The 21,044-nt window shown below is 37.5% G+C and carries 17 protein-coding genes; 5 read left to right on the top strand and 12 right to left on the bottom strand.

Going from position 1 to position 21,044, the window contains the following annotated elements; all coding sequences use genetic code 11:
• Positions 1 to 78: 78 nt before the first annotated feature.
• The 7 genes from IPI31_06045 to IPI31_06015 form a co-directional block, all read right to left on the bottom strand.
• On the bottom strand, positions 79 to 990 hold the full coding sequence (locus IPI31_06045) for a DMT family transporter (protein MBK7567373.1): 912 nt from the start codon (positions 988 to 990) through the stop codon (positions 79 to 81).
• 9 nt (positions 991 to 999) lie between these two features.
• Positions 1,000 to 1,701 (bottom strand): DNA repair protein RadC, encoded by a 702-nt coding sequence (gene radC, locus IPI31_06040; protein MBK7567372.1) that lies wholly within the window; start codon positions 1,699 to 1,701, stop codon positions 1,000 to 1,002.
• 110 nt (positions 1,702 to 1,811) lie between these two features.
• Positions 1,812 to 2,069, bottom strand: a complete 258-nt coding sequence (locus tag IPI31_06035; GenBank protein MBK7567371.1) for a 30S ribosomal protein S20 — start codon at positions 2,067 to 2,069, stop codon at positions 1,812 to 1,814.
• A gap of 545 nt (positions 2,070 to 2,614) precedes the next feature.
• Positions 2,615 to 4,729, bottom strand: coding sequence for an NAD-dependent DNA ligase LigA (gene ligA / locus IPI31_06030; GenBank protein ID MBK7567370.1), 2,115 nt, complete (start codon positions 4,727 to 4,729; stop codon positions 2,615 to 2,617).
• A gap of 60 nt (positions 4,730 to 4,789) precedes the next feature.
• Positions 4,790 to 5,035: a 4a-hydroxytetrahydrobiopterin dehydratase gene (locus tag IPI31_06025; protein MBK7567369.1), complete on the bottom strand. Its 246-nt coding sequence runs from the start codon at positions 5,033 to 5,035 to the stop codon at positions 4,790 to 4,792.
• A gap of 35 nt (positions 5,036 to 5,070) precedes the next feature.
• Positions 5,071 to 6,498 carry a pyruvate kinase gene (gene pyk, locus IPI31_06020; protein MBK7567368.1) on the bottom strand — a complete coding sequence of 476 codons (1,428 nt, stop codon included), beginning with the start codon at positions 6,496 to 6,498 and terminating at the stop codon, positions 5,071 to 5,073.
• Between the two features lie 98 nt (positions 6,499 to 6,596).
• Positions 6,597 to 7,022 carry an IPExxxVDY family protein gene (locus IPI31_06015; GenBank protein ID MBK7567367.1) on the bottom strand — a complete coding sequence of 142 codons (426 nt, stop codon included), beginning with the start codon at positions 7,020 to 7,022 and terminating at the stop codon, positions 6,597 to 6,599.
• 143 nt (positions 7,023 to 7,165) lie between these two features.
• On the opposite strand from IPI31_06015, the gene IPI31_06010 reads away from it, so the two are divergent.
• From IPI31_06010 to rnc, 3 genes are read left to right on the top strand one after another with little or no spacing between them, the layout of a single operon-like run.
• Positions 7,166 to 7,402 carry an acyl carrier protein gene (locus tag IPI31_06010; GenBank protein MBK7567366.1) on the top strand — a complete coding sequence of 79 codons (237 nt, stop codon included), beginning with the start codon at positions 7,166 to 7,168 and terminating at the stop codon, positions 7,400 to 7,402.
• 15 nt (positions 7,403 to 7,417) lie between these two features.
• The gene (gene fabF / locus IPI31_06005) at positions 7,418 to 8,671 is read left to right on the top strand and encodes a beta-ketoacyl-ACP synthase II (GenBank protein ID MBK7567365.1); all 1,254 of its coding nucleotides are present in this window, start codon (positions 7,418 to 7,420) and stop codon (positions 8,669 to 8,671) included.
• Between the two features lie 4 nt (positions 8,672 to 8,675).
• Positions 8,676 to 9,401 carry a ribonuclease III gene (gene rnc / locus IPI31_06000; protein ID MBK7567364.1) on the top strand — a complete coding sequence of 242 codons (726 nt, stop codon included), beginning with the start codon at positions 8,676 to 8,678 and terminating at the stop codon, positions 9,399 to 9,401.
• A gap of 766 nt (positions 9,402 to 10,167) precedes the next feature.
• Here rnc and IPI31_05995 read toward each other — a convergent pair.
• From IPI31_05995 to IPI31_05985, 3 genes are all read right to left on the bottom strand, one after another.
• Positions 10,168 to 10,962 carry a TonB family protein gene (locus IPI31_05995; protein MBK7567363.1) on the bottom strand — a complete coding sequence of 265 codons (795 nt, stop codon included), beginning with the start codon at positions 10,960 to 10,962 and terminating at the stop codon, positions 10,168 to 10,170.
• 64 nt (positions 10,963 to 11,026) lie between these two features.
• The gene (locus tag IPI31_05990; protein ID MBK7567362.1) at positions 11,027 to 11,524 is read right to left on the bottom strand and encodes a biopolymer transporter ExbD; all 498 of its coding nucleotides are present in this window, start codon (positions 11,522 to 11,524) and stop codon (positions 11,027 to 11,029) included.
• Positions 11,525 to 11,689: 165 nt separating this feature from the next.
• On the bottom strand, positions 11,690 to 14,044 hold the full coding sequence (locus tag IPI31_05985) for a T9SS type A sorting domain-containing protein (GenBank protein MBK7567361.1): 2,355 nt from the start codon (positions 14,042 to 14,044) through the stop codon (positions 11,690 to 11,692).
• 161 nt (positions 14,045 to 14,205) lie between these two features.
• On the opposite strand from IPI31_05985, the gene IPI31_05980 reads away from it, so the two are divergent.
• Positions 14,206 to 17,085: a T9SS type A sorting domain-containing protein gene (locus IPI31_05980; protein ID MBK7567360.1), complete on the top strand. Its 2,880-nt coding sequence runs from the start codon at positions 14,206 to 14,208 to the stop codon at positions 17,083 to 17,085.
• Positions 17,086 to 17,189: 104 nt separating this feature from the next.
• On the opposite strand, the gene IPI31_05975 is transcribed toward IPI31_05980, so the two are convergent.
• Together IPI31_05975 and IPI31_05970 are read right to left on the bottom strand one after the other, a co-directional pair.
• Entirely contained in the window at positions 17,190 to 18,482 is a 1,293-nt protein-coding gene (locus IPI31_05975; GenBank protein ID MBK7567359.1) for an efflux RND transporter periplasmic adaptor subunit, read from the bottom strand.
• A 10-nt stretch (positions 18,483 to 18,492) separates the two neighbouring features.
• Positions 18,493 to 19,833: a TolC family protein gene (locus IPI31_05970; GenBank protein ID MBK7567358.1), complete on the bottom strand. Its 1,341-nt coding sequence runs from the start codon at positions 19,831 to 19,833 to the stop codon at positions 18,493 to 18,495.
• A 250-nt stretch (positions 19,834 to 20,083) separates the two neighbouring features.
• Between IPI31_05970 and IPI31_05965 the strand changes: the two genes are divergently transcribed.
• Positions 20,084 to 20,494 carry a nucleoside deaminase gene (locus IPI31_05965; protein MBK7567357.1) on the top strand — a complete coding sequence of 137 codons (411 nt, stop codon included), beginning with the start codon at positions 20,084 to 20,086 and terminating at the stop codon, positions 20,492 to 20,494.
• Positions 20,495 to 21,044: the final 550 nt, after the last annotated feature.

The following is a 21,044-nucleotide window of genomic DNA, read 5'->3' as shown; positions in this document are numbered from 1 at the left end:
AAAAAAATTATACCATAACAATTTGGAATACATTGTAATGTAAATTTATTGTTTATTTTCCGCATTTTATCAGAAAAGTCACTCTCCTATCACCAGTGGCGGTTTGGATGCCGGACCAAATTTTCGCTGAATAAAAGGATTGATAAAAACAACTGTCAGGATCAGCAAGGTGCCGACATAAAAACCCGGTTGTAAGTACTCGTTTTCATTAAAGAAAAAAATTGCCATTAAAATTCCGTAAACCGGTTCCAGATTTAATGTAATAGAAGCCGTAAAAACACTGATATATTTTAAACAATATAAGGATAAAGTAAAAGGAACAACGGTGCATAATCCAGCTAATAAAACTAAATATACTATGTCGTTAACCGAAGGTTGCAATACGAGTTCAGGATGTGCATTTATATAAAATGGCATTAAAATACACATTAATAAAAACCCGATCCCAATTTCGACAAAGGCAATATTTAAGGGTGCTGCCTTTGTGATTATTTTTTTATTGAATAAAGAAAAAATGGTTGCGAATAACGCAGAGACCAATCCTAAAATTATTCCTTCCTTATAGTCTCCCGAAAATCTAAAAACAAGATAAATAGCAGGTATAACAATTATTGCCAGTAACAATTCGTACCAAATAAATTTCTTGCGAAATAATATGGGCTCCAAAATAGATACCATGAATGAGGAAGTTGCCAAACACGTTAAAGCAACCGAAATGTTTGCGGCTTTAATAGAGCCATAAAAGGTGATCCAATGTATGGTAACCAGTGCTCCGATACCGGCCAATTGCATCACGATTTTTAAATTCAATGCCCTGAAACCTTTCCACAATGCAGGAATTGCCAATAATATCACTACCGTAATTCCCATGCGGTACCATACCAACAAGGTTTCTTCCAATTGGATTATTTTACCAAAAACAGCGGTAAATCCCCACAGAAATACACAAATATGATATAATAAATATGCCTTTTTATGTTCAGCGTCCATCAATATTATTTAGATAATGCCATTATCAGCAAAACTATAATAATTTTTATCGCCAATTATCAAATGATCTAAAACAGTTATCTCCAATAATTTTGCAGCATCCTTTAATTTTTTGGTGATAGAAATATCGGCATCACTTGGCTGCAGATTTCCGGATGGATGATTATGTACAAATATGATCCCTGAGGATAATTTTTGCAGCGCGTTGCGCAGAATTATTTTTACATCAACAACAGTTCCTGATAATCCGCCGGTGCTTACCTTTTCCTTCTCAATTATTTTATTTGCCTTATTTAAATAAAGCACCCAAAATTCTTCATAATGAAGATCGGATATCAATGGATATATTAATTCATAAATATCTCTGCTGCTTTTTATCTGCAATTTTTTTTCCGCCTCCGATAATTGCCTTCGCCTTCCCAATTCCAGCGCTGCAATTATGGCCAGTGCTTTAGCAGTACCAATACCTCTGAATTTTTTAAGATCTTCCACGGCAAGTTTTCCGAGTTCATTAAGATCGTTGTTAAATTGGAGCAAAATTCGCCTCCCCAATTCCACCGCGGTCTCTTTGTTATTACCACTGCCGATCAAGATTGCGATCAATTCTGCATTTGATAAACTTTGTCTGCCACGCAGCACAAGTTTTTCCCTTGGCCTGTCTTCTTCGGCAAGCTGAGGAATAGTTACGTTTTTATTTTCGGGATAAATCATAAGGCCAAAAATAAAGTATAAACAAATATCACCCGATTAGAAAGCCTTACACGGCAAAAAAAAGCCTGACAAGAGATACCTGCCAGGCTGAAATATATTGAAAAACGAGTTTAAGCTGCTGCTACAACGGCTTTTTTCATAAGTGCTGATTTTATGTTCGCAGCCTTATTTTTATGAATAACGTTTCTTTTTGCTAATTTGTCAATCATTGAAATAACATCCGGAAGCAATTTGTCTGCTTCAGCTTTATCCGCTGCATTTCTGAATTTTTTGATCGCATTACGCGTGGTTTTACCATAGTAACGATTCTTCTCATTGCGTTTTTCAGCCTGGCGAATTGATTTTTTAGCCGCTTTATGATGTGCCATTGTATTTCTTGATTTTTATTTGGAGTGCAAATATACGGTGGTATGTTGATAATTCCAAGAATTGAAGACTTTTAAAGAATCGAAGGGAGAAGGGAGAAAATTCGAAGTGTTAGGATCTAAGGAAAAGAAGGAAGGAAGGGTGGGGAAAGGGTTGGAAGGGTTTGCAGGGTTGACAAGGTTAACAGGGTTGAAAAGGTTCAATGCGGAGGAAAATCTTCAGGGTTGTCTATCCGTTTATTGTTCTTTATTCTTTGTTCTTTATTCGATATTATTTTTGAGTTCTGGGTTCAATACGGAGGAAAAACTCGCGGGTGTCGTTCCGATATATGCTTGACCGGCCACTGACGGGTTTTTTATTTTTTGCTTGTTATTGGATATTAAATTGGGATCACTTCGAAGAAAAAATAGCAATTCATACCAATTGCGACGGGCCCCCTACCCCATAGGGGAGTAAGTGCGGAGTTGTAATGAAAGATAATTTTCCACCCGAAGCGAAAATCTTCAAATGTTACATACTGCCCACTGCCCACTGTTTACTGCACCAATCACCCAATCATCCTCAAAAACGCCTCCTCATCAATAACCTCTATACTCGCTATCGCCTTTGCCTTATCAAGTTTAGATCCGGCATTTTCGCCAACTACGAGGTAATTGAGGTTTTTGGAGACAGAACCGATAAGTTTTCCTCCGTTGTTTTCTACCATTTCTTTGGCTTCGTCGCGGGTGAATTTGGTGAGAGAACCGGTGAATAAAAAGGTTTTATTATCGAGTTTGCCAGATTCTGCAACTGTTTTTACATTTTCGAGGTTTAAACCTGCTGATTCCAGTGCCAGGATCATATGTTTATTTCCCTCATTATGAAAGAATTGCGTAATACTGGATGCCACTTTTGGTCCTATTCCTTCAATTTGTGTTAATTGATCTTGGGTACAATCGAAAAGTTCTTTCAGGTTGGAAATAGTTTTAACAAGATCTTTCGCCGTTTGCGTACCTATATGCCTGATTCCCAGCCCATTGATCAATCGCCATAAAGGTTGTTTTTTACTGAGTTCAATGCCTTCCTTCAAATTATTTACACTTTTTTCCTTCCATCCCTCTAAAGTAAGCACCTGATCATAATTAAGATGGTAAACATCAGGAATCGATTTTAACATACCAATTTTAAAAAGTTCACTCACCGATTCACGGCCAAATCCATCAATATCCATTGCATCCTTGCTCACAAAATGAATTAATCTTTCCTCTGCCTGGGCAGGACACTCAGAATTTATACAGCGATAAACTGATTCCTCCGCCGGACGAACAATTTCCTGATGACAGGAAGGACAATCTTTTGGGAAATGTATTTTTTTTATTTTCGAAGTATCCCTTTTTTCTTTTACTACTCTATCTATATAAGGAATTACATCACCTGCTCTTTGCACAATTACAATGTCGTGAATATGAATATCTTTTTCACTAATTATATCTTCATTGTGCAGCGAAATAGAAGATACTGTTACACCACCAACATACACAGGTTTAACTTTTGCAACCGGTGTAATTGCCCCTGTTCTTCCGATTTGAAATTCCACATCAAGCAATTCTGTTTCTACTTCGCGAGCCTTAAACTTAAAGGCAATTGCCCAACGGGGATGATGGGAAGTGCTACCACATTGTTGTTGTAATGCAATGTCGTTCACTTTAATTACCATGCCATCTATTTCATACTCATAATCGTCGCGTTTATTTTCCCATTCTGCAATAAATCTTAATAATTCGGGAACGGAATTACATATTTTTTTTTCTTTTTTGGGGATCTTAAATCCCAGCTGACCTAATAATTCAATATTATCGTAATGATGAATTAATTTTTTCCCCAGTAATTGATTTTCGTTTTTATCCACTGCATAAGCCATATGATAAATAAATGCCTCTAATCCCCTCCTTACTATTTCATCAGAATCTTTTACCCTTAAAGCACCTGCCGCAGAATTTCGTGGATTTTGTAATATCTGTAATCCATCTTCCTCTCTTTTCTGATTAATTTTAGCAAACGTATTTTTATTGATCACCACTTCTCCTCTCAACTCTACTTTATTAATTCCACTTGCAGAAAATTTTGCGGAAAGGGGAATTGATTTCATGCGTTTTGCATTCGTTGTTATCTCATCTCCGCTAATTCCATCACCTCTAGTTGCAGCGCGCACCAACAGATCATTTTCATAAATAAGTGCAATGGAAGAACCATCAAATTTTGGTTCTATACAATATTCTATGTTTTGTTTTCCTGTTAATTCTTTAACGCGTTTATCAAATTCGTTGAGATCATTTTCATCGTAACTATTTTCCAGCGACAACATGGGCACTGAATGTTCCACCGAAGGAAAGTCGCTGGTTAAAGTGCGGGCAACACGCTGTGTAGGCGAGTCAGGAGTAAGCAGATCAGGAAAATTAATTTCAAGATCTTTTAAATATTTGAACAGTTTATCATATTCAAAATCTGTGATCAATGCTTTTGCATCCACATAATATTTCCAGTCGTGAAAATGAATTACCTGTTTTAATTCATCAATGCGATCGCGGGCAGCATCGTGGTCAATATCCGTTTTACCTGCTACCTTTAATAATTGCCCACTAAGAAGGGTAATCTGCTGTTGTAATTCGTCAGAGTAATGCATTTAAATTTATTGATCGGGAAAAGTATTTAAATATAAAATATAAATCACATTTCAGAAATATTATTTGTGAGGGTTGCCAAATATTTCATCAATAGCTTTTGCCAATTCTTTATCTTTTGCAGTAACAATATCACCTGCATCATGCGTAGATAATGTTATGTCAACTTTATTATAAACATTACTCCAATTTGGATGATGATTTTGTTTCTCCGCAATTATTGCCACTCTTGTCATAAATGCAAATGCTTCTGAAAAATCTTCAAAAACAAAAGATCTTTTTAATTGATTATTTTCTTCCTTCCACATAACTTTAAATTTTAAAAAATGAATTTAATTTTCGTTTATTGCACTACACTTATTTTCAAGGTATTTGTCCGCGCCATTTCTTTAACAGGCATTGTACCTAAATTTATTACAATATCACCTTCCTCCAACAAACCATCCTGTTTTAAATGTTGCTGAACTTCCCTGAAAGTATTATTTGTTCCTCTCATACCATCGTAGTAAAAAGCCTCTACTCCCCATAACAAATTTAATATATTTACCACTTCCGGATTATTGGTAAAAATATAAATTTTTGCTTTTGGCCGGCAACTTGCAACCATAAATGCAGTATAACCTGTTTTTGTCATACCCATTATTGCTTTTGCATGTACTTCACCGGCAATATTGCATGCATTAAAACAAATGGCATCACTCAAATAGGTTTTTGAATTTTTATCAGGCGCATGTCTTCTGTTATAAACAATTTCTTCTTTTTCTGCTTTTTCTAAAATTCGCACCATCGTTTTTATTACCAGTTCAGGATATTTTCCTGTTGCTGTTTCTGCACTTAACATTACGGCATCAGCTCCATCCAAAACCGCATTTGCAACATCAGTTACTTCCGCTCGGGTTGGATGCGGACTCTCGATCATGCTCTCCATCATTTGTGTTGCTATAATAACCGGAGTGGTTTTCAGTAAACATTTACGGCAAAGTTCCTTTTGTGTAAAGGGAACATTTTCCACCGGCATTTCCACTCCCAGATCCCCGCGTGCTACCATAATTGCGTCCGTTTGATCAATTATCTCATCTATATTTTTTAACGCCTCCGGTTTTTCAATTTTTGCAATAACACGTGCATGATGGCCATGATGCTGAATAATATTTTTAAGATGAATAATATCTTCTGCTTTTCTTACAAATGACAATGCGATCCAATTTGCTCCGTGATCGAGAGCAAACAGAAGATCTTTATGATCTTTTTCTGTTAGTGAGGGGATTGAAACCTTTGTATCAGGTAAATTCACTCCTTTTTTTGAGGAAATTGGTCCGCCGAATACCACTTTTGTTTTTACGGTATCCTTGTGGTTTGTTTCCAGCACCTTCAATTCAATTTTACCGTCATCTATCAAAATTGTTTCACCGGCTTCCACGTCGTTTGGAAAATTTTTATAGGTGATGTATGCCTTTTTATTGTCACCTACCATTTCATTCGTGGTGAATTCAAAAAGGTCACCATCATGTAAAATAGTTTGAGGAAGCACCTCTCCTAACCTGATCTTTGGCCCCTGAAGGTCAGCAAGGATACTCACATGCGTGTTAAACTCAACGTTGGCGCGTTTTATGAGTGATATTGTTTCTTTATGTTGATCATGTGTTCCATGAGAAAAATTCAATCGGAATACATCCACTCCTGCCCTTATCAACTTTGTGATCATCTCGTAATTACTGCTAACCGGACCAAGTGTTGCAATTATTTTTGTTTTGTTCTTATTTAATTTCATTTCAACTTTTGATATTTTATTTGATCTTCAATTTTCAACCATTATGGGATGAATATTGTTTCCATGATTAAGCTACAAAGGTATCTCCCCAAATCTTCTTATAATTCTATAAGTAAATTATTCTTCGATTTTATCTGTTCCACATCCAGTATCACCGCTGCCTGAACGTTTTCGAGCCCTCTTAGTTTTTTCAGGATCTCATTTTTTCTGGTTTTATAGTAGTCGCCTTTGATCAATAACACAAAATCAAGCTCCTTATATTCGGGTAAAAGGCACTCGTTTGCGTGTTTATTCTGCAATAAATGAAAAACAGAGCGCGTAATTGCCTCGTCGAAATCAAATCTGGCAAAATTCATTTGTTTTTTATTGAGGGGGTCGGTGAATTGAATATCCTCTTTTTTTGCCAAAGTTTTATGCAGAGTACTGTTTATGAACCACGCTAAGCGGTAGTCCTGTAGCGCTGTTACGATACCTATCAGCAAGAAATCAAAATCGGGATTTATTTTCAATTTTCGTTTCGCCACAATGCTTTAAATATAGGCTCAAAGGTAACAAGACGTGATAATATCTGCTCATACTTGCACAATCCACACACATTCCTTTATCTTTGCACTTTATTATTAAACAGTATCCTCCTTTATTGGTTGGACCATTAAAACCTAAAACAATGTCAGAAATTGCAGAAAAAGTAAAAAAGATCATTATTGATAAGCTTGGTGTAGACGAAACCGAAGTTGTTCCTGAAGCCAGCTTTACCAATGATTTAGGCGCTGATTCATTAGACACAGTAGAGTTGATCATGGAATTTGAAAAAGAATTCAATATCTCTATTCCTGATGAACAGGCTGAAGGCATTACCACAGTAGGTGACGCCATTGCTTACCTGGAAGAACATGTAAAGTAATTTTTATTCCATCACATGGCATTTAAAAGAGTTGTAGTAACTGGGCTTGGGGCTTTAACTCCGCTGGGCAACTCTGTACGCGAGTATTGGGAGGGGTTGGTAGCCGGCAAGAGCGGCGCTGATTTTATTACCCGTTTTGACGCTACCAACTTCAAAACCCGTTTTGCCTGTGAGGTTAAAAACTTTGATCCCACAACCGTAATTGATAAAAAAGAGGTTCGACGTATGGACCCATTCCTGCATTATGCTATGGCTGCCGTTGAGGAAGCTGTAAAAGATTCGGGAGTTGGAGCTCATAATGTTAACCTCGATCGTGTTGGTGTTATCTGGGCCAGTGGTATTGGTGGCTTGAAAACCTTTGAAGAAGAGGTTTCCTACTTTGCCAAAGGTGATGGAACACCGCGTTTCAATCCGTTTTTCATTCCAAAGATGATAAGCGATATTGCTGCAGGCATGATTTCTATTCGTTATGGTTTCAGGGGAGTGAACTTCGCTACGGTTTCAGCATGTGCATCCTCCACCCATTCCATTATTATTGCCGCCGATTGCATTCGCATGGGAAGGGCAGATATGATAGTTTCCGGAGGAAGTGAAGCCGCAGTTACCGCTGCAGGTGTTGGCGGATTTAACGCAATGAAAGCGCTCAGCGAAAGAAATGAATCTCCACAAACAGCTTCCCGTCCTTTTGACTTCGACCGCGATGGTTTTGTTTTAGGCGAAGGCGCAGGTGCTTTGATCCTGGAGGAATATGAACACGCTATAAAAAGAGGTGCTACAATTTATGCCGAATATATGGGTGGCGGAATGAGTGCCGATGCCTATCATATGACCGCACCCCATCCGGAAGGACTTGGTGCTCAATTGGTTATGACTGACGCCTTGCGCGACGCGGGAATGACCATTGGCGACATAGATTATATAAACGTTCACGGAACCTCTACTCCGATTGGTGATCCACAGGAAATTAAAGCTATACAGGCAATTTTTAAGGAGCATGCCTATACTATTAATATAAGCTCCACAAAGTCGATGACCGGTCACCTGCTGGGTGCTGCCGGCGCTATTGAGGCAATTGCTAGTGTTATGGCACTCAACAGCGGCATCATCCCTCCAACAATAAATCACTTTACCGACGACCCGGTTTTTGATACGAGACTCAACTTAACTTTTAATAAAGCACAAAACCGCGAACTGAATGCTGTTTTAAGTAATACTTTCGGATTTGGGGGACATAACGCTTCCGTTATTTTTAAAAAGTTGAGTGACTAACTGCTTGGTAAGAACATTTCAAAAAATTTATAATTGTTATTTCGGATCTGAAAAGATCTTTTGCCGAAAGCTGAAAAGTATTACGGGAAGTTCTCCAGTAAATCATAACGTATACAAACTTGCATTTCAGCATAGTTCGGTTCACAGCACGGTTCACACCAACAACGAACGTCTTGAATTATTAGGCGATGCCGTTATCGATCTGGTTATTGCAGATTATCTCTTCAAAAAATATCCCTACAGAAGTGAAGGATTTTTAACGGAAATGAGGAGCAAAATTGTAAGTCGCGACCAGCTTAACCGTGTTGCCTTAAAAATTGGTTTGGGAGAAATGATGCAGATCAGGCGCGGCGGTACCGATCTTACCAAAAGCAATGTGCTTGGAAATGCACTCGAGGCGCTGGTTGGTGCTATTTATATCGATTCGGGATATGAGGATGCATCTATATTTTTCATGCATAAAATTTTGGTCCCTCATTACGAAATTGAAGAATTGGAAAGCATAGTCTACAATTTTAAAAGTAAAATAATCGAATGGTCGCAAAAAAATGGCCGTGAAGTGCGTTTCGATCTCCTCGAAGAACATGAATTAAAAGGAAAACGCATGTATAAAATGGGCCTCATGCTCGACGCCGAACTCATTGCCGAAGACACCGACTACAGCAAAAAAAGAGCAGAACAAAAAGCCAGTGAAACTGCTTGTAGAAAGTTGGGGATACATGTTGATTAAAAGGTTCTGGGTTCTGAGTTCTGGGTTCAGGGTTCTGGGTTGTCGATCCGATTGATGTTCTTAGCCCCCAACCCCATAGGGGAGTAAGTTTTCGTTTACATTGAATGTTCACTTCGGAGGATAATCTCCCAGGTTATCGATCCGATTATTATTTTTTATTTTTTGATTGTTATTTGATATTTATCCGGGTTTACTACGGAGGATAATCTACCGGGTTGTCGATCTGTTTATTGTTCTTTATTCGATAATATCTCGGTTCCATTCGGAGGAAAATCTCCCGAACTATCGATCCGATTATTATTTTTTATTTTTTGATTGTTATTTGATATTTATCCGGGTTTACTACGGAGGATAATCTACCGGGTTGTCGATCTGTTTATTGTTCTTTATTCTTTATTCGATATTATCTCGGTTCCATTCGGAGGAAAAATCTCCCGAGCTATCGATCCGATTATTATTTTTTATTTTTTGATTGTTATTTGATATTTATCCGGGTTTACTACGGAGGATAATCTACAGGGTTGTCTATCTGTTTATGCCTGCCCGGACACTGACGGGTTCTTTATTCAATATTATCTCGGTTCCATTCGGAGGAAATTCTCCCGGGCTGTCGATCCGATTAATGTTTTTGGCCCCCTACCCCATAGGGGAGTAAGTTTTCGTTTACATGGAACATTCCCTTTCTTGTTCACCCTCAAAAAAAACCCGCAGCGAACTTCGAAGAAGTTCTGCTACGGGTCGAAACCTGATCGTAAAACAAAATAAATTAATCTTCTAACTCAAATTTTATCGGTATGGTAGTTTTAACACGCACCGGACTGGCATTTTGTTTTCCTGGTATCCATTTTTTCATGGACATAATTGCGCGCACTGCTTCTTCATCACAACCATAACCAATTCCTCTTACAGCTGTTGCATCAGAAATTGTTCCATCAGTATTGATAATAAAACTTACATAAACAATACCTTCAATTCCATTGTCACGTGCATGACGCGGGTATTCAATAGTTTCGCCCAAATACTTCATCATTGCCATTGTTCCGCCAACATATTCAGGCATTTGTGAAGGGAACAGAATGTAATCTTCTTTTTTTATTACAGGCTCAGATGTTACTGTATTAATGATAGGAGTTTCTCCGATAACTGGATTGTCGATCGTATAATTATCGATCACTCTATTTTGAAGATCATCAATTGTAGGAACATCATCTATCAAAACATTTGGATCTGCAGTAGCAACCATTTCATTAAAAGCCTGGGTTGCTTGTTGAACTACTTGTTCTTGTGGAGGTGGAGGTAAAACTTCTTCCACCTTAGGTAATTTTGGTTCAAGATTAACAACATCAACTTTTACCACAATATCTTTTGTAAGCATTTCCGGATGTTTTTTCGAGAGGCTGAATGCGGAAACCGCAGAAGCCAAAAACAATCCAATAAACAAGGAAATTCTTAAAAAACGGGATGAGTCTTTGCGTAATTGATAAGCACCATAAGCCTGGTTGCGATCCTCGAAAACAATGTCATCTATTGTTGATTCGAGATAGAAGTTTGGATTTTTCATAGCAGTTAAGTTTTGATTTTAGATTGAGATGAAATAGTAAAGAATATTCCATAAGCAACTGCTGTTATTTTTTTAATTTAAGTGCGTCAATCTCCTCTTCTGTAATATCCTGGATGGCATAAGTAGCAACATCGCATATCACCATTTCATCCAACACATCCACCATGTTTTTATAATTTGCATTTTCTGACAATTTGATGATACACACCAACCCCTTTTCATTTCCAAAAAGAGCATTCACACGTTTATTATTATCATATAATAAATTGCGAAGTCCATCATTTTTATAATCAGTCTCCTTTAACTTATCCAATTCATCGGCTTTATAATAATAGATGTTATTATTTTCTCCGACGAGGATGGTCATTATTCTATCACGACTGATAGTTGCAGGATCATCGGTGTCAATTGGCATATTCAATACCATTGCATTATTTTCCAGCAAAGTTGTAGTAAGCATAAAAAATGCAATTAGTAAAAATGCAAGATCAACCATTGGGGTAAGATCAACAAGAGGAGCTTTTCTTTTTTGGGCAGAGCTGCCGGTTACCATTTGTGCCATAACAAAATATTTAGGGTGATGAAATAAATGTTATGATGCTATAAACGGATATTTACACACAGGGTTATATGCAAATGGAAATTATGATATAGTTATGACACGAAAATTCTTATGACAAACCCCTAATTGAAAGTAGGTTTTCAAAGTTTTAATTTATGCAGTAATTTATTCTTTCACAAATATTACTCCTGAATCAGCATCTGATGTTTTAAGTTTCAACAAATAAATTCCTGAAGAATATTTATTTACCGGTATTTGAAAGTGTGATGCTGTTAAAGATTCAGTCATTACAATTTGTCCTGCACTGTTTATGATTTCGATTGAAAGAATATTTCCGGCAGAGTATTCAACAAACAAAATATTCTCTGTCGGATTTGGATAAATTTTTATTGAATTTAATATAGTTTCGTTTATGGTTAGTCCTTCATCAATCAACCCATTACAATCATCATCCAAGCCATTTAATATTTCTTCTGCAGCTGGATATATGTTTGGATTTGTATCATCACAATCTGTGTTGTCAAAAACAAATCCATCCGGTAATGCGCAGGATAGTGAATCAACAGTTACATTTCCAAAGTTATCTCCATCTGCATCTTGGTATGAATGGATATAAACAATATTATCATCAATAATTCCATCACAATCATTGTCTAAATAATCGCAAAGTTCCGGAGCACCGGGATAAATTAAATTGTTTGCATCATTGCAATCGGTGGAGTCTAAAGCGTAACCTGTAATAAATTCCAGACAAGAATTTGTAAAAATATCTACATTACCAAAACCATCTGCATCAGTATCAAGATAAAAGGTGTTTATAGTTAATCCTTCATCAATTGCGCCGTTGCAATTGTCGTCTATTTCGTTGCATATTTCAATTGCTAAAGGGTTAATTTCTGCATTCAGATCATTGCAATCGGTGTTGTCAATTACGTATCCAGATAATTCAAAACAGGAAATGGAATCATTTGAAAAATCTCCAAATCCGTCTGAATCCATATCTGCATACCAGGTAATAAAGTCAGCATCTTCATCGATCAATCCATTGCAGTTATCATCAATAGAATTGCAGATGTCCTCTGCTGTCGGATAGATTAAATTATTTGTATCATTGCAATCTGTGCTGTCTGTAACATAACCCATAGGCAGGTTGCAGGCAATTGTATCGTGCATAATATCCCCAAACCCATCACCATCTACATCAGCGTAATATACAGAGTTGCAAAAGCCGAGTTTTACTACCCAATAATTATAACCGGTATATGTTTCAGTTACGTCAAAGTCTGTAGAGTAAGACATTCCAACAAGCACAAAATTCCCATCACTTGAATAAACAATTTCATAGGTCGCATCGTAATCACTGCCCCCTACTGATCTTTGCCACAAAATGTTTCCAGTAGTATCAATACCAACTAGCCAATAGTCTGATGCACCATTGTTCGCTGTTATATCACCATCGGCATCTTGTGACGAACTTGCAAACGCATAAACGTTTTCGGATACTTTAATTATACCTCTTTTACCACTCTCTCCTCCACTACCACCATAAGGTCGTTGCCATTCCAAATTTCCCATAGCATCCACAAAAATTACCCAGCAATCAAGCGAACCATGAAACCCAGTCACAAGTCCGTTATTCGAATAGGTTTCCCCGGCAATTAAAAATCCTCCGTCAGCTTTTTCCACCACTGAATGAGCTATATCCGTTACCGAACCACCGTATTTTTTCTGCCAAAGCAAGACACCATCCACGGAAATTTTAATTACCCAATAATCTGCATTTCCCCAACCACCGGTTACATCCCCGTCGAAACCGTATGAATAACCTACAGCAACAAAACCGCCATCCGATGTTTCGATTATCGCTTTAGCTTCATCAGAATCAGTAGAACCGTAGCATTTTTGCCAGTTGAGATTACCCAAGGTATCAATCTTTAGGATCCAATAATCTAAGGCTCCATGTTGCCCTGTAACATCTCCATCATTTGATTGAGATCTTCCCGCTACAATATAGCCTCCATCAGAAGTTCGTTCAATATCAAGGGCAGTATCACTAGTTGTTCCACCGTACGTTTTCTGCCATTCAATATTGCCGAGATCATCAATTTTTATGATCCAATAGTCATCCTCACCTTGATTCAACGTCACATCACCATCATTAGATTGTGTCGAGCCTGCCAAAACATAGCCTCCGTATATTCCAAGACACACAGCATAACAATAATCATTTTCTGACCCACCATACGTGTACTGCCATTCTATGACACCGTCAACATTGGTTTTAACGACGTAAAAATCTCTTTCTCCTTTGTTTAAAGTAATATCTCCATCAAGTGAATTTGTATATCCTACGGTAAGATAACCTCCGTCAGGTGTTTCAATCACGTCCATGGCCCGATCGTCATTATTTCCTCCAAATCCCTTTTCCCATATTATTTCTGGAGATTGTGCCCAAATTGGGTATGAAGAAAAGAATACTAATCCGATAGAAAAAAGAAAAATTAATAAATAGTGTTTCACTTTATGGTTTTGTTAGTACCAAATTAATTAAATTATAATTAAATGCAAATTATTTTCCATGAATTTGTGACATGTCCAATTTTTTTTGTATTTGGAATTGTCAATATCGTAAGTTAGATTTGGTGAAACATTTTTTTTCTCACACCTTAAAACCTTACACGATGAAGTATTCTATTTTACGGAGATTGGGTTTTATTAAAAACCTGACACATGGGTTATTCTTGTTTTCAGCATTAATTTTTTGCGATGCATTTGCAAAAGGAATTTCAAACACAAACATGTATGGCAACGGGAGGGGCTTTTCAGAATATGACGGAGAAAAAGATGATACCATTGTACATCAAATTGGAGATACGATAGATATTTATACTTCAGGTTTGGATACCGTTTATATTACCTATGCCGAACCTATGCCGGATTCACTGCTCGAAAACGGATGGGTCATCAACAATCCGAATAAACAGATGGTGGTGGAGTTGCACCATCAAAATGCACCGGTAAACCAAGGATCCATCGGCGTAAACCTTACCGATTTTTTTGAACCGAATAAAGCAGCTTTCGCAAATAATACAAATTACACTGAAGCCCCTGACCCTTGGGAAGCCGTTTCAGCCCTGGCACCAAAAACAATACGGATTTTCAGCGGGGCTAGTGCAAAATTTATGCACCCAATGGGTTCTTATGATCCGGTGGAGAATATCAGTTATGGTGGGTATGGATATAATTGGAAGGAGATGATCTCGTATTTTGATATGAGTGATGATTTGGAGGACGCACCTGAAATTACGCCCGGAGTTTTACATTACGATGAAATTGAAGAGCAATTACAAGATCCGGATTGCGTAGGTTGCAGTGATTGGATCGATTCAAGATTAACAAAACGATTTCAGGATTTTTACCAAAAATGTATAGACCAACCTACTTATAATGCAGCACTTCTTACAACACCTGAAACACGCCCATTATATATTAATGAACTGATACTCTTGATTGAAAAAATAGAGCACGATAACCCCGGTCATGATGTAGAGGTGATCTATTGCGTAAATATTGAATCGCAATCCACAACCGAAATGTTGGAAGTAATCGATTATTTATGGGATAAAGGAGTAAACCTGATCGGTGTGGAAATGGGCAATGAGGTGGCAAATACATTCGGTGAATTGTCGATGGGATTCTCTGATTTTGATCATTATTGGGATTATATCAACGGTGGGAATTATGAAGGTTTCGGAGGCACGGAAGAAGATGAGCTGCGCGATGCTTTGCAAGATGTTATGGAGGATGATCACAACTTTTTAGAGGCAATAAAAGGTCATTCTGCCTATTATCATATCAAAATTGGACTACCTGCCATGAATACTCCAAATTGCGGGGCTTCCTGGGGATTTAATTTATTACCTCCTTTCGATCCATATGAAGAAGGGCATACTGTTGTAAATACCACCCCACCGATTACAGAACCTGATACAGGAATTGAAGACTGCGAATGCGATTATCCTGATTGGAATGTGCGTATGGCAGAATTCTATGATGAAGTATCTAGTGAAAGTTTTTATCTTTTCGATGCTATCGTTTTTCATCCTTATTATACAACAACCAACACCAGTGTAGATTGCGAGGTAAATTCAAATTGGCGAGATCTGATGTTGCAGCTGCATCCTGGATTTGGAGTTGGGGCACTGGAAGGTACGGAAGAAATTACTGCCTATCTATATACACCTGAATGGGAGTACGCAACAGTGGATGAGGACCTTGAAATTGCTTTTCTTGAAATTTCAGGTATTCCGGCAGACGACTTGAAACCTGGTAATTTCAAGGAGTTTGTGCTGGATGGAATCGACCATTCATTTACCGAACATGCACATCAAATGCAATTTACAGATTCCGATGAAGGACCTACTACTAAAGAGATCTGGATCACGGAATACAATCTTGATGATGAGGTAGTGTTGGTAAAACCACCGGATGAATTTACGGAAGTAAATACCGCCCGATTTAAAAACTTTGAGGCAAGCATATCAAATACATTTGCGCATGCCGTATTGCTCCAAAATTGGTTTTTATGGAATGTAAAAATGAGTTACGATCCTGATTACAGCAGTAATTTAATTACAAGAACGACCATCCAGAATTTTCTTGGTGGATCATCCACCATGTTGATGACGAATTCCCAACAATCAGATCAGGAGGGAATCGGTGAAATTGTCAGTTGTGACAGTGCGGAAATTGCCCCATATTTTGTGCGCAGGGCAGCATATTATGCCGTACAATTATGGCGAGTGATTCACGATAATGATCTGCAATATCTAAGAACTGAAACCACGATGGCAAGTTTAAATGATAACATTGCTCCAACGGTTTTTATTGATGTTGATCCGCTCGATCCGAAACTGATTGTTTTTTATTCAAACAGTACCGAACTAACACAAGATTTTTATATTCATCCCGGTGATGTTGTGGAAGCTTTTGAAGAAACAGGTTTTGAGGCAATATTAAGTACCGATATTGATGCTTTAATTCTTGATGCCGATCAATTATATTCTACCGCGGGGTCTGCCGCTGTGTTTGATATCAATAGCCAATACAATACCTGCGCCAATACTGTAAATAATGATAACTACTTTGAAATAACAGGTTTGGATGATACCTATTCTCCTAATTTAACTTGTCCAGGAGCATTTTCAACAGCTTCCCCAAATGGAGTTTGTGTAAGGTTGCCTGCAATTTCAATGGGTTATTTTGTAGTGCCGATTGAAATTGAAGAAATAATGCGAGAAGGAAATATTCAGGATATTTATTCAATTTATCCGAATCCCGCGGGAACATATTTCATAGTACACCAAAAAAATACTGGTAGTGATAAAGTACCTAATTTAAATATAAAAATTTATGATCTATTTGGAAGTTTGATCCAATTATCGGATGTTATTGAAGGACAAATAGTTGATATTTCCAACCTTTCTCCAAGTGCTTATCAAGTTGTAATTGAAACTGAAGGATTGCACAAAGAAACAGAAACTTTAATTAAGATGAAATAAGTAGGTATTTGAACTTGTTTTTAAATAAATAACCCGCTATAATTTATAGCGGGTTATTTATTTGGATTGAATTCAACTATTAACCTGCAGAATAATAATACCAACTATTCTTTTTTTAATTCCTCTTTCTCCTCCACCTTCACAGCATCTCCATTTTTCAAAATATTCGTAATGGTATTATAAGGTCCGCTTACAATTGTTTGTCCGTCGGTCAAACCCGATTTAACCTCAATATAATTATCATCCTGTAATCCGGTAACTATTATTACTTCCTTCACTTTATCTCCCTCAAGCATATAAACGATCTCATTAATTTTTTTATCTCCGGAGGTGCTTGAAGTATCTTCGCTTGTTGCAACAGCTTGAATTGGTATGGTTAAAATACTTTGTGCGACATTTGTTTTAATTTCAACTGTTGCGCTCATACCGGGATAAAAATAATATTTATTACTTCCTTCTTTAATAAGATCGTTGTAAGATTCCGGAAGCAAATAAATTTTAACTTTAAAATTCGTAGCCTGTTCTGTTGCTGCCGATAAAAGACTATTACTTCCGGCAGAGTTTGCAATTTGGAAAACCACTCCTTTAAATTTTCTGTTCATATATGCATCCACTTCAATTTCTGCAGTGTCACCTACATCTATACGCAATACATCATTTTCACTAACATCAACCTGTATTTCCATCTGTGTAAGATCGGCAATGCTCATTAACTGGTCGCCGGTCATTTGAATGGTACCTAAAACTTTTTCTCCTTTCTTTTTATTTAATCCAACCACTGTTCCGTTTGCAGGTGCATAAATAGAAGTGCGTTTAAAATTATTGCGCATTTCTTTTAACATCGACTCCGAACTTTTTACAGTGTATTCCATTGCGGTAACACTTTCCTGTGCAATACCATATTCCGCTTTTGAAGTTTCGAAACTGAGTTGTGCCTGCTCATATTCCATTTGAGAAATTACCTTGTCTTTTAATAATTGGGTACTTCTGTCGAAAGCAATTTTAGCATTATCAAATTGCAATTTACTTTGTAATACACGCGCTCTTGCACTCGACAATTGCGCTTTGGTATTATCTAAACCTGCCTGCGCTTGTTCCACCTGAGTTTCATATAAGTCTGGATTAATGCGCATTAAAAGATCACCTTCTTTAACCTTATCACCTTCCTTAACAGCAAGATCCACTATCTCACCTGAAATTTCGGCAGCAATTGCAACTTGTGTTACAGGATAAATTTTTCCACTTGCAGTCACAGTTTCCACAATATCGCGTTTTTGTACGGTATCGGTATTTACAACAATACCTTTGCCTCCACCAAACCAGCCCTGACTGTTACCAATAAGATAAATTACTACAAGAAAGGCTATTATGCCTCCAAAAATTTTAACTAAACGCATATTTATAATTTTAAAAATCCAATGGTTTATCTAAATAATAATCAATAATTTTTGCTTTGAATATCAGATCGTATTTTGCCTGCACTAAACTTGATTCCGCCTGGGCCAAAACATTTATCGAATTTGTATAATCGAAAGATGATGCAGTACCCATATTAAATTTCTTTTCCGCAAAATCGAATGCACTTTGAGAAGCTTCATAATTTTTTAATGCCGCATCATAGGAAGCAATTGCAGCTTTCATATCGTTTACTGCTTGTGTTATACTTTGACGCAAAGCATTAATTGCAATTTGCTGATTGAGTTGTGTATTAATTATAGTGAGTTCCGCATTTTGTTTATTTAATAATACCTGACCGTTATTAAAGATCGGGACTTGTAATGATAATCCAACAACCTCGCTCAGGTTATTATCTAGCTGCACATTAAAGGCATCAGCTTCCGTAATATAAGGAGGATAAATTGCATTGGAATAATTAGTGGAAATTTGCCCGATCAAACTCAGTACAGGCATAGCACCCGCAGCAGCAATTTTTCTGGAGAGTTCATCACTCATCAATTGATATTCATATTTTTTTATGCTCGCTTTATTTGCAATTGCATAATCTGCAACATCATTTGCATTGGGAACCGGAGCACTTAAAAGATTTTCCAATTTTGTAACATCCGGAAAAACAATTCTTATCTGATCATCCGGTTTCATTTGCAATAATAATTTTAGATCGAGATATGCTCTGTCTAAATTATTTGCTGCCTGAATAGAAGATAATTTATCTTGCGCCAATTGTGCTTGTATGGTCAATAAATTTCCCTCCGGTATACTTCCTGCATTCACGAGTTTTTGCGAATTTGATAATTGCAATTCGGTAGTACTTATTTTTTGAGTTGCGATCTTTACTTGTTCTTCTGCAAACATTACACTTAAGTATGCACTTATTACTTGAAACTGTGTATTTTCTACAAGCTCTTTATAATTCATGGTAGATACCTGCAGATCAGTTTTACTTTTCTTGATCGTATTATTTATACTACCTCCGCTGAATAAATTCACCTGAGAGGTTAATTGGTAACCATTTGTTTGAAAATTATTTGCAGTAGGAATATTTGTAACAGGGTCGATAGTATAACCAAAATTGGAAAAATAAGAAGTTCCCAGATTTAAATTTGGCAGTAATAATAAACGACTCTGTTGAGATGCTCTTGCTGTAAATTCAACTCCCGCAGCCCCTTGTTTTAGTTGCAGATTATTCTCCGTTGCAATATCAATAGCCTGTTGTAACGAAATTGTGGATTGGGCTATTGAAAGCTCACCTAAGCCCAATAATATTGCAATAAAAATGATTTTTTTCATGACCGGTCAAAGTTAATTCAAAAACGATGAGTTAAATATCTTTTTGAAGGAATTAAGGTAATTTTAAGAGTAGATGAACTAAACCCCGCAAATGTTACAGATAATTGAATGTTAGCGAGTTATTTGTCACATTTTGCTCCAATTTGAACAAAATTTCCAGTTTTTACTCTTTGATTTTGAGTGTATCAAACTTTATTTAACAGTTACCTTTGTCACAATGGGAATAATATCAGATCCGGATGCATATTTTATGCAGGAGGCATTAAAACTTGCCGATAAGGCTTTGGGAGAGGATGAAGTGCCGATAGGCGCAATAATAGTCTCCAATAATCAGATCATAGCAAAGGCGCATAATTTGGTAGAGCGATTGAAAGATCCCACTGCTCATGCCGAGATGCAGGCTATTACTGCTGCCTGCAATCATTTCGGTGCAAAATATCTCGTGGATTGCACCCTTTATGTCACCCTGGAGCCATGCCCTATGTGCGCCGCAGCCTGCCACTGGGCTCAAATTGGAAGAATTGTTTATGCTGCATCCGACCCAAAAATGGGATATTCGCGTTACGGCCATCTCCTACACCCCAAAACAGATATCAGCACCGGAATTGAAGGCGATAGAGCCAGGGAATTGTTGGTGAATTTTTTTAAGGGGAAGAGGTAGTTTTGTTCGGGGTTCTGAGTTCTGGGTTCTGGGTTAGATACTGAGTGTGCCACTGAGACTGTGACTGCGACTGGCTAACAGGGTTGTAAAGGTTTGCAGGGTTAGCAAAGGTTTAAGACGGAGTAAAATCATTCGGGCGTGGATTGTTTGTTGTTCTTTATTCCTTGTTCTTTATTCGATATTATTGTTCTGGGTTCGGTGTTCTGGGTTCTGTGTTCTGGGTTCTGGGTTAGATACTGAGTCTGCCACTGAGACTGCGACTGCGACTGGCTGGCAGGGTTGTCAAGGTTTGCAGGGTTAGCAAAGGTTTAAGACGGAGTAAAATCATTCGGGCGTGGATTGTTTGTTGTTCTTTATTCCTTGTTCTTTATTCGATATTATTGTTCTGAGTTCTGAGTTCTGAGTTCTGGGTTCTGGGTTAGATACTGAGTCTGCCACTGAGACTGTGACTGCGACTGGCTGGCAGGGTTGTCAAGGTTTGCAGGGTTAGCAAAGGTTTAAGACGGAGGAAAATCATTCGGGCGTCGATAGTTTGTTGTTCTTATTCCTT

The organism is Bacteroidota bacterium (assembly GCA_016706865.1).
GTDB lineage: Bacteria > Bacteroidota > Bacteroidia > Chitinophagales > BACL12 > UBA7236.
Note: the sequence above shows the minus strand (reverse complement) of the source record. Positions and strands in the feature narration are given on the sequence as shown.

Coding starts and splice junctions, on each gene's coding strand:
- IPI31_06045 (MBK7567373.1), bottom strand. CDS start 990: ATGGACGCTGAACATAAAAAGGCATATTTATTATATCATATTTGTGTA.
- radC (MBK7567372.1), bottom strand. CDS start 1,701: ATGATTTATCCCGAAAATAAAAACGTAACTATTCCTCAGCTTGCCGAA.
- IPI31_06035 (MBK7567371.1), bottom strand. CDS start 2,069: ATGGCACATCATAAAGCGGCTAAAAAATCAATTCGCCAGGCTGAAAAA.
- ligA (MBK7567370.1), bottom strand. CDS start 4,729: ATGCATTACTCTGACGAATTACAACAGCAGATTACCCTTCTTAGTGGG.
- IPI31_06025 (MBK7567369.1), bottom strand. CDS start 5,035: ATGTGGAAGGAAGAAAATAATCAATTAAAAAGATCTTTTGTTTTTGAA.
- pyk (MBK7567368.1), bottom strand. CDS start 6,498: ATGAAATTAAATAAGAACAAAACAAAAATAATTGCAACACTTGGTCCG.
- IPI31_06010 (MBK7567366.1), top strand. CDS start 7,166: ATGTCAGAAATTGCAGAAAAAGTAAAAAAGATCATTATTGATAAGCTT.
- fabF (MBK7567365.1), top strand. CDS start 7,418: ATGGCATTTAAAAGAGTTGTAGTAACTGGGCTTGGGGCTTTAACTCCG.
- IPI31_05995 (MBK7567363.1), bottom strand. CDS start 10,962: ATGAAAAATCCAAACTTCTATCTCGAATCAACAATAGATGACATTGTT.
- IPI31_05990 (MBK7567362.1), bottom strand. CDS start 11,524: ATGGCACAAATGGTAACCGGCAGCTCTGCCCAAAAAAGAAAAGCTCCT.
- IPI31_05980 (MBK7567360.1), top strand. CDS start 14,206: ATGAAGTATTCTATTTTACGGAGATTGGGTTTTATTAAAAACCTGACA.
- IPI31_05975 (MBK7567359.1), bottom strand. CDS start 18,482: ATGCGTTTAGTTAAAATTTTTGGAGGCATAATAGCCTTTCTTGTAGTA.
- IPI31_05970 (MBK7567358.1), bottom strand. CDS start 19,833: ATGAAAAAAATCATTTTTATTGCAATATTATTGGGCTTAGGTGAGCTT.
- IPI31_05965 (MBK7567357.1), top strand. CDS start 20,084: ATGCAGGAGGCATTAAAACTTGCCGATAAGGCTTTGGGAGAGGATGAA.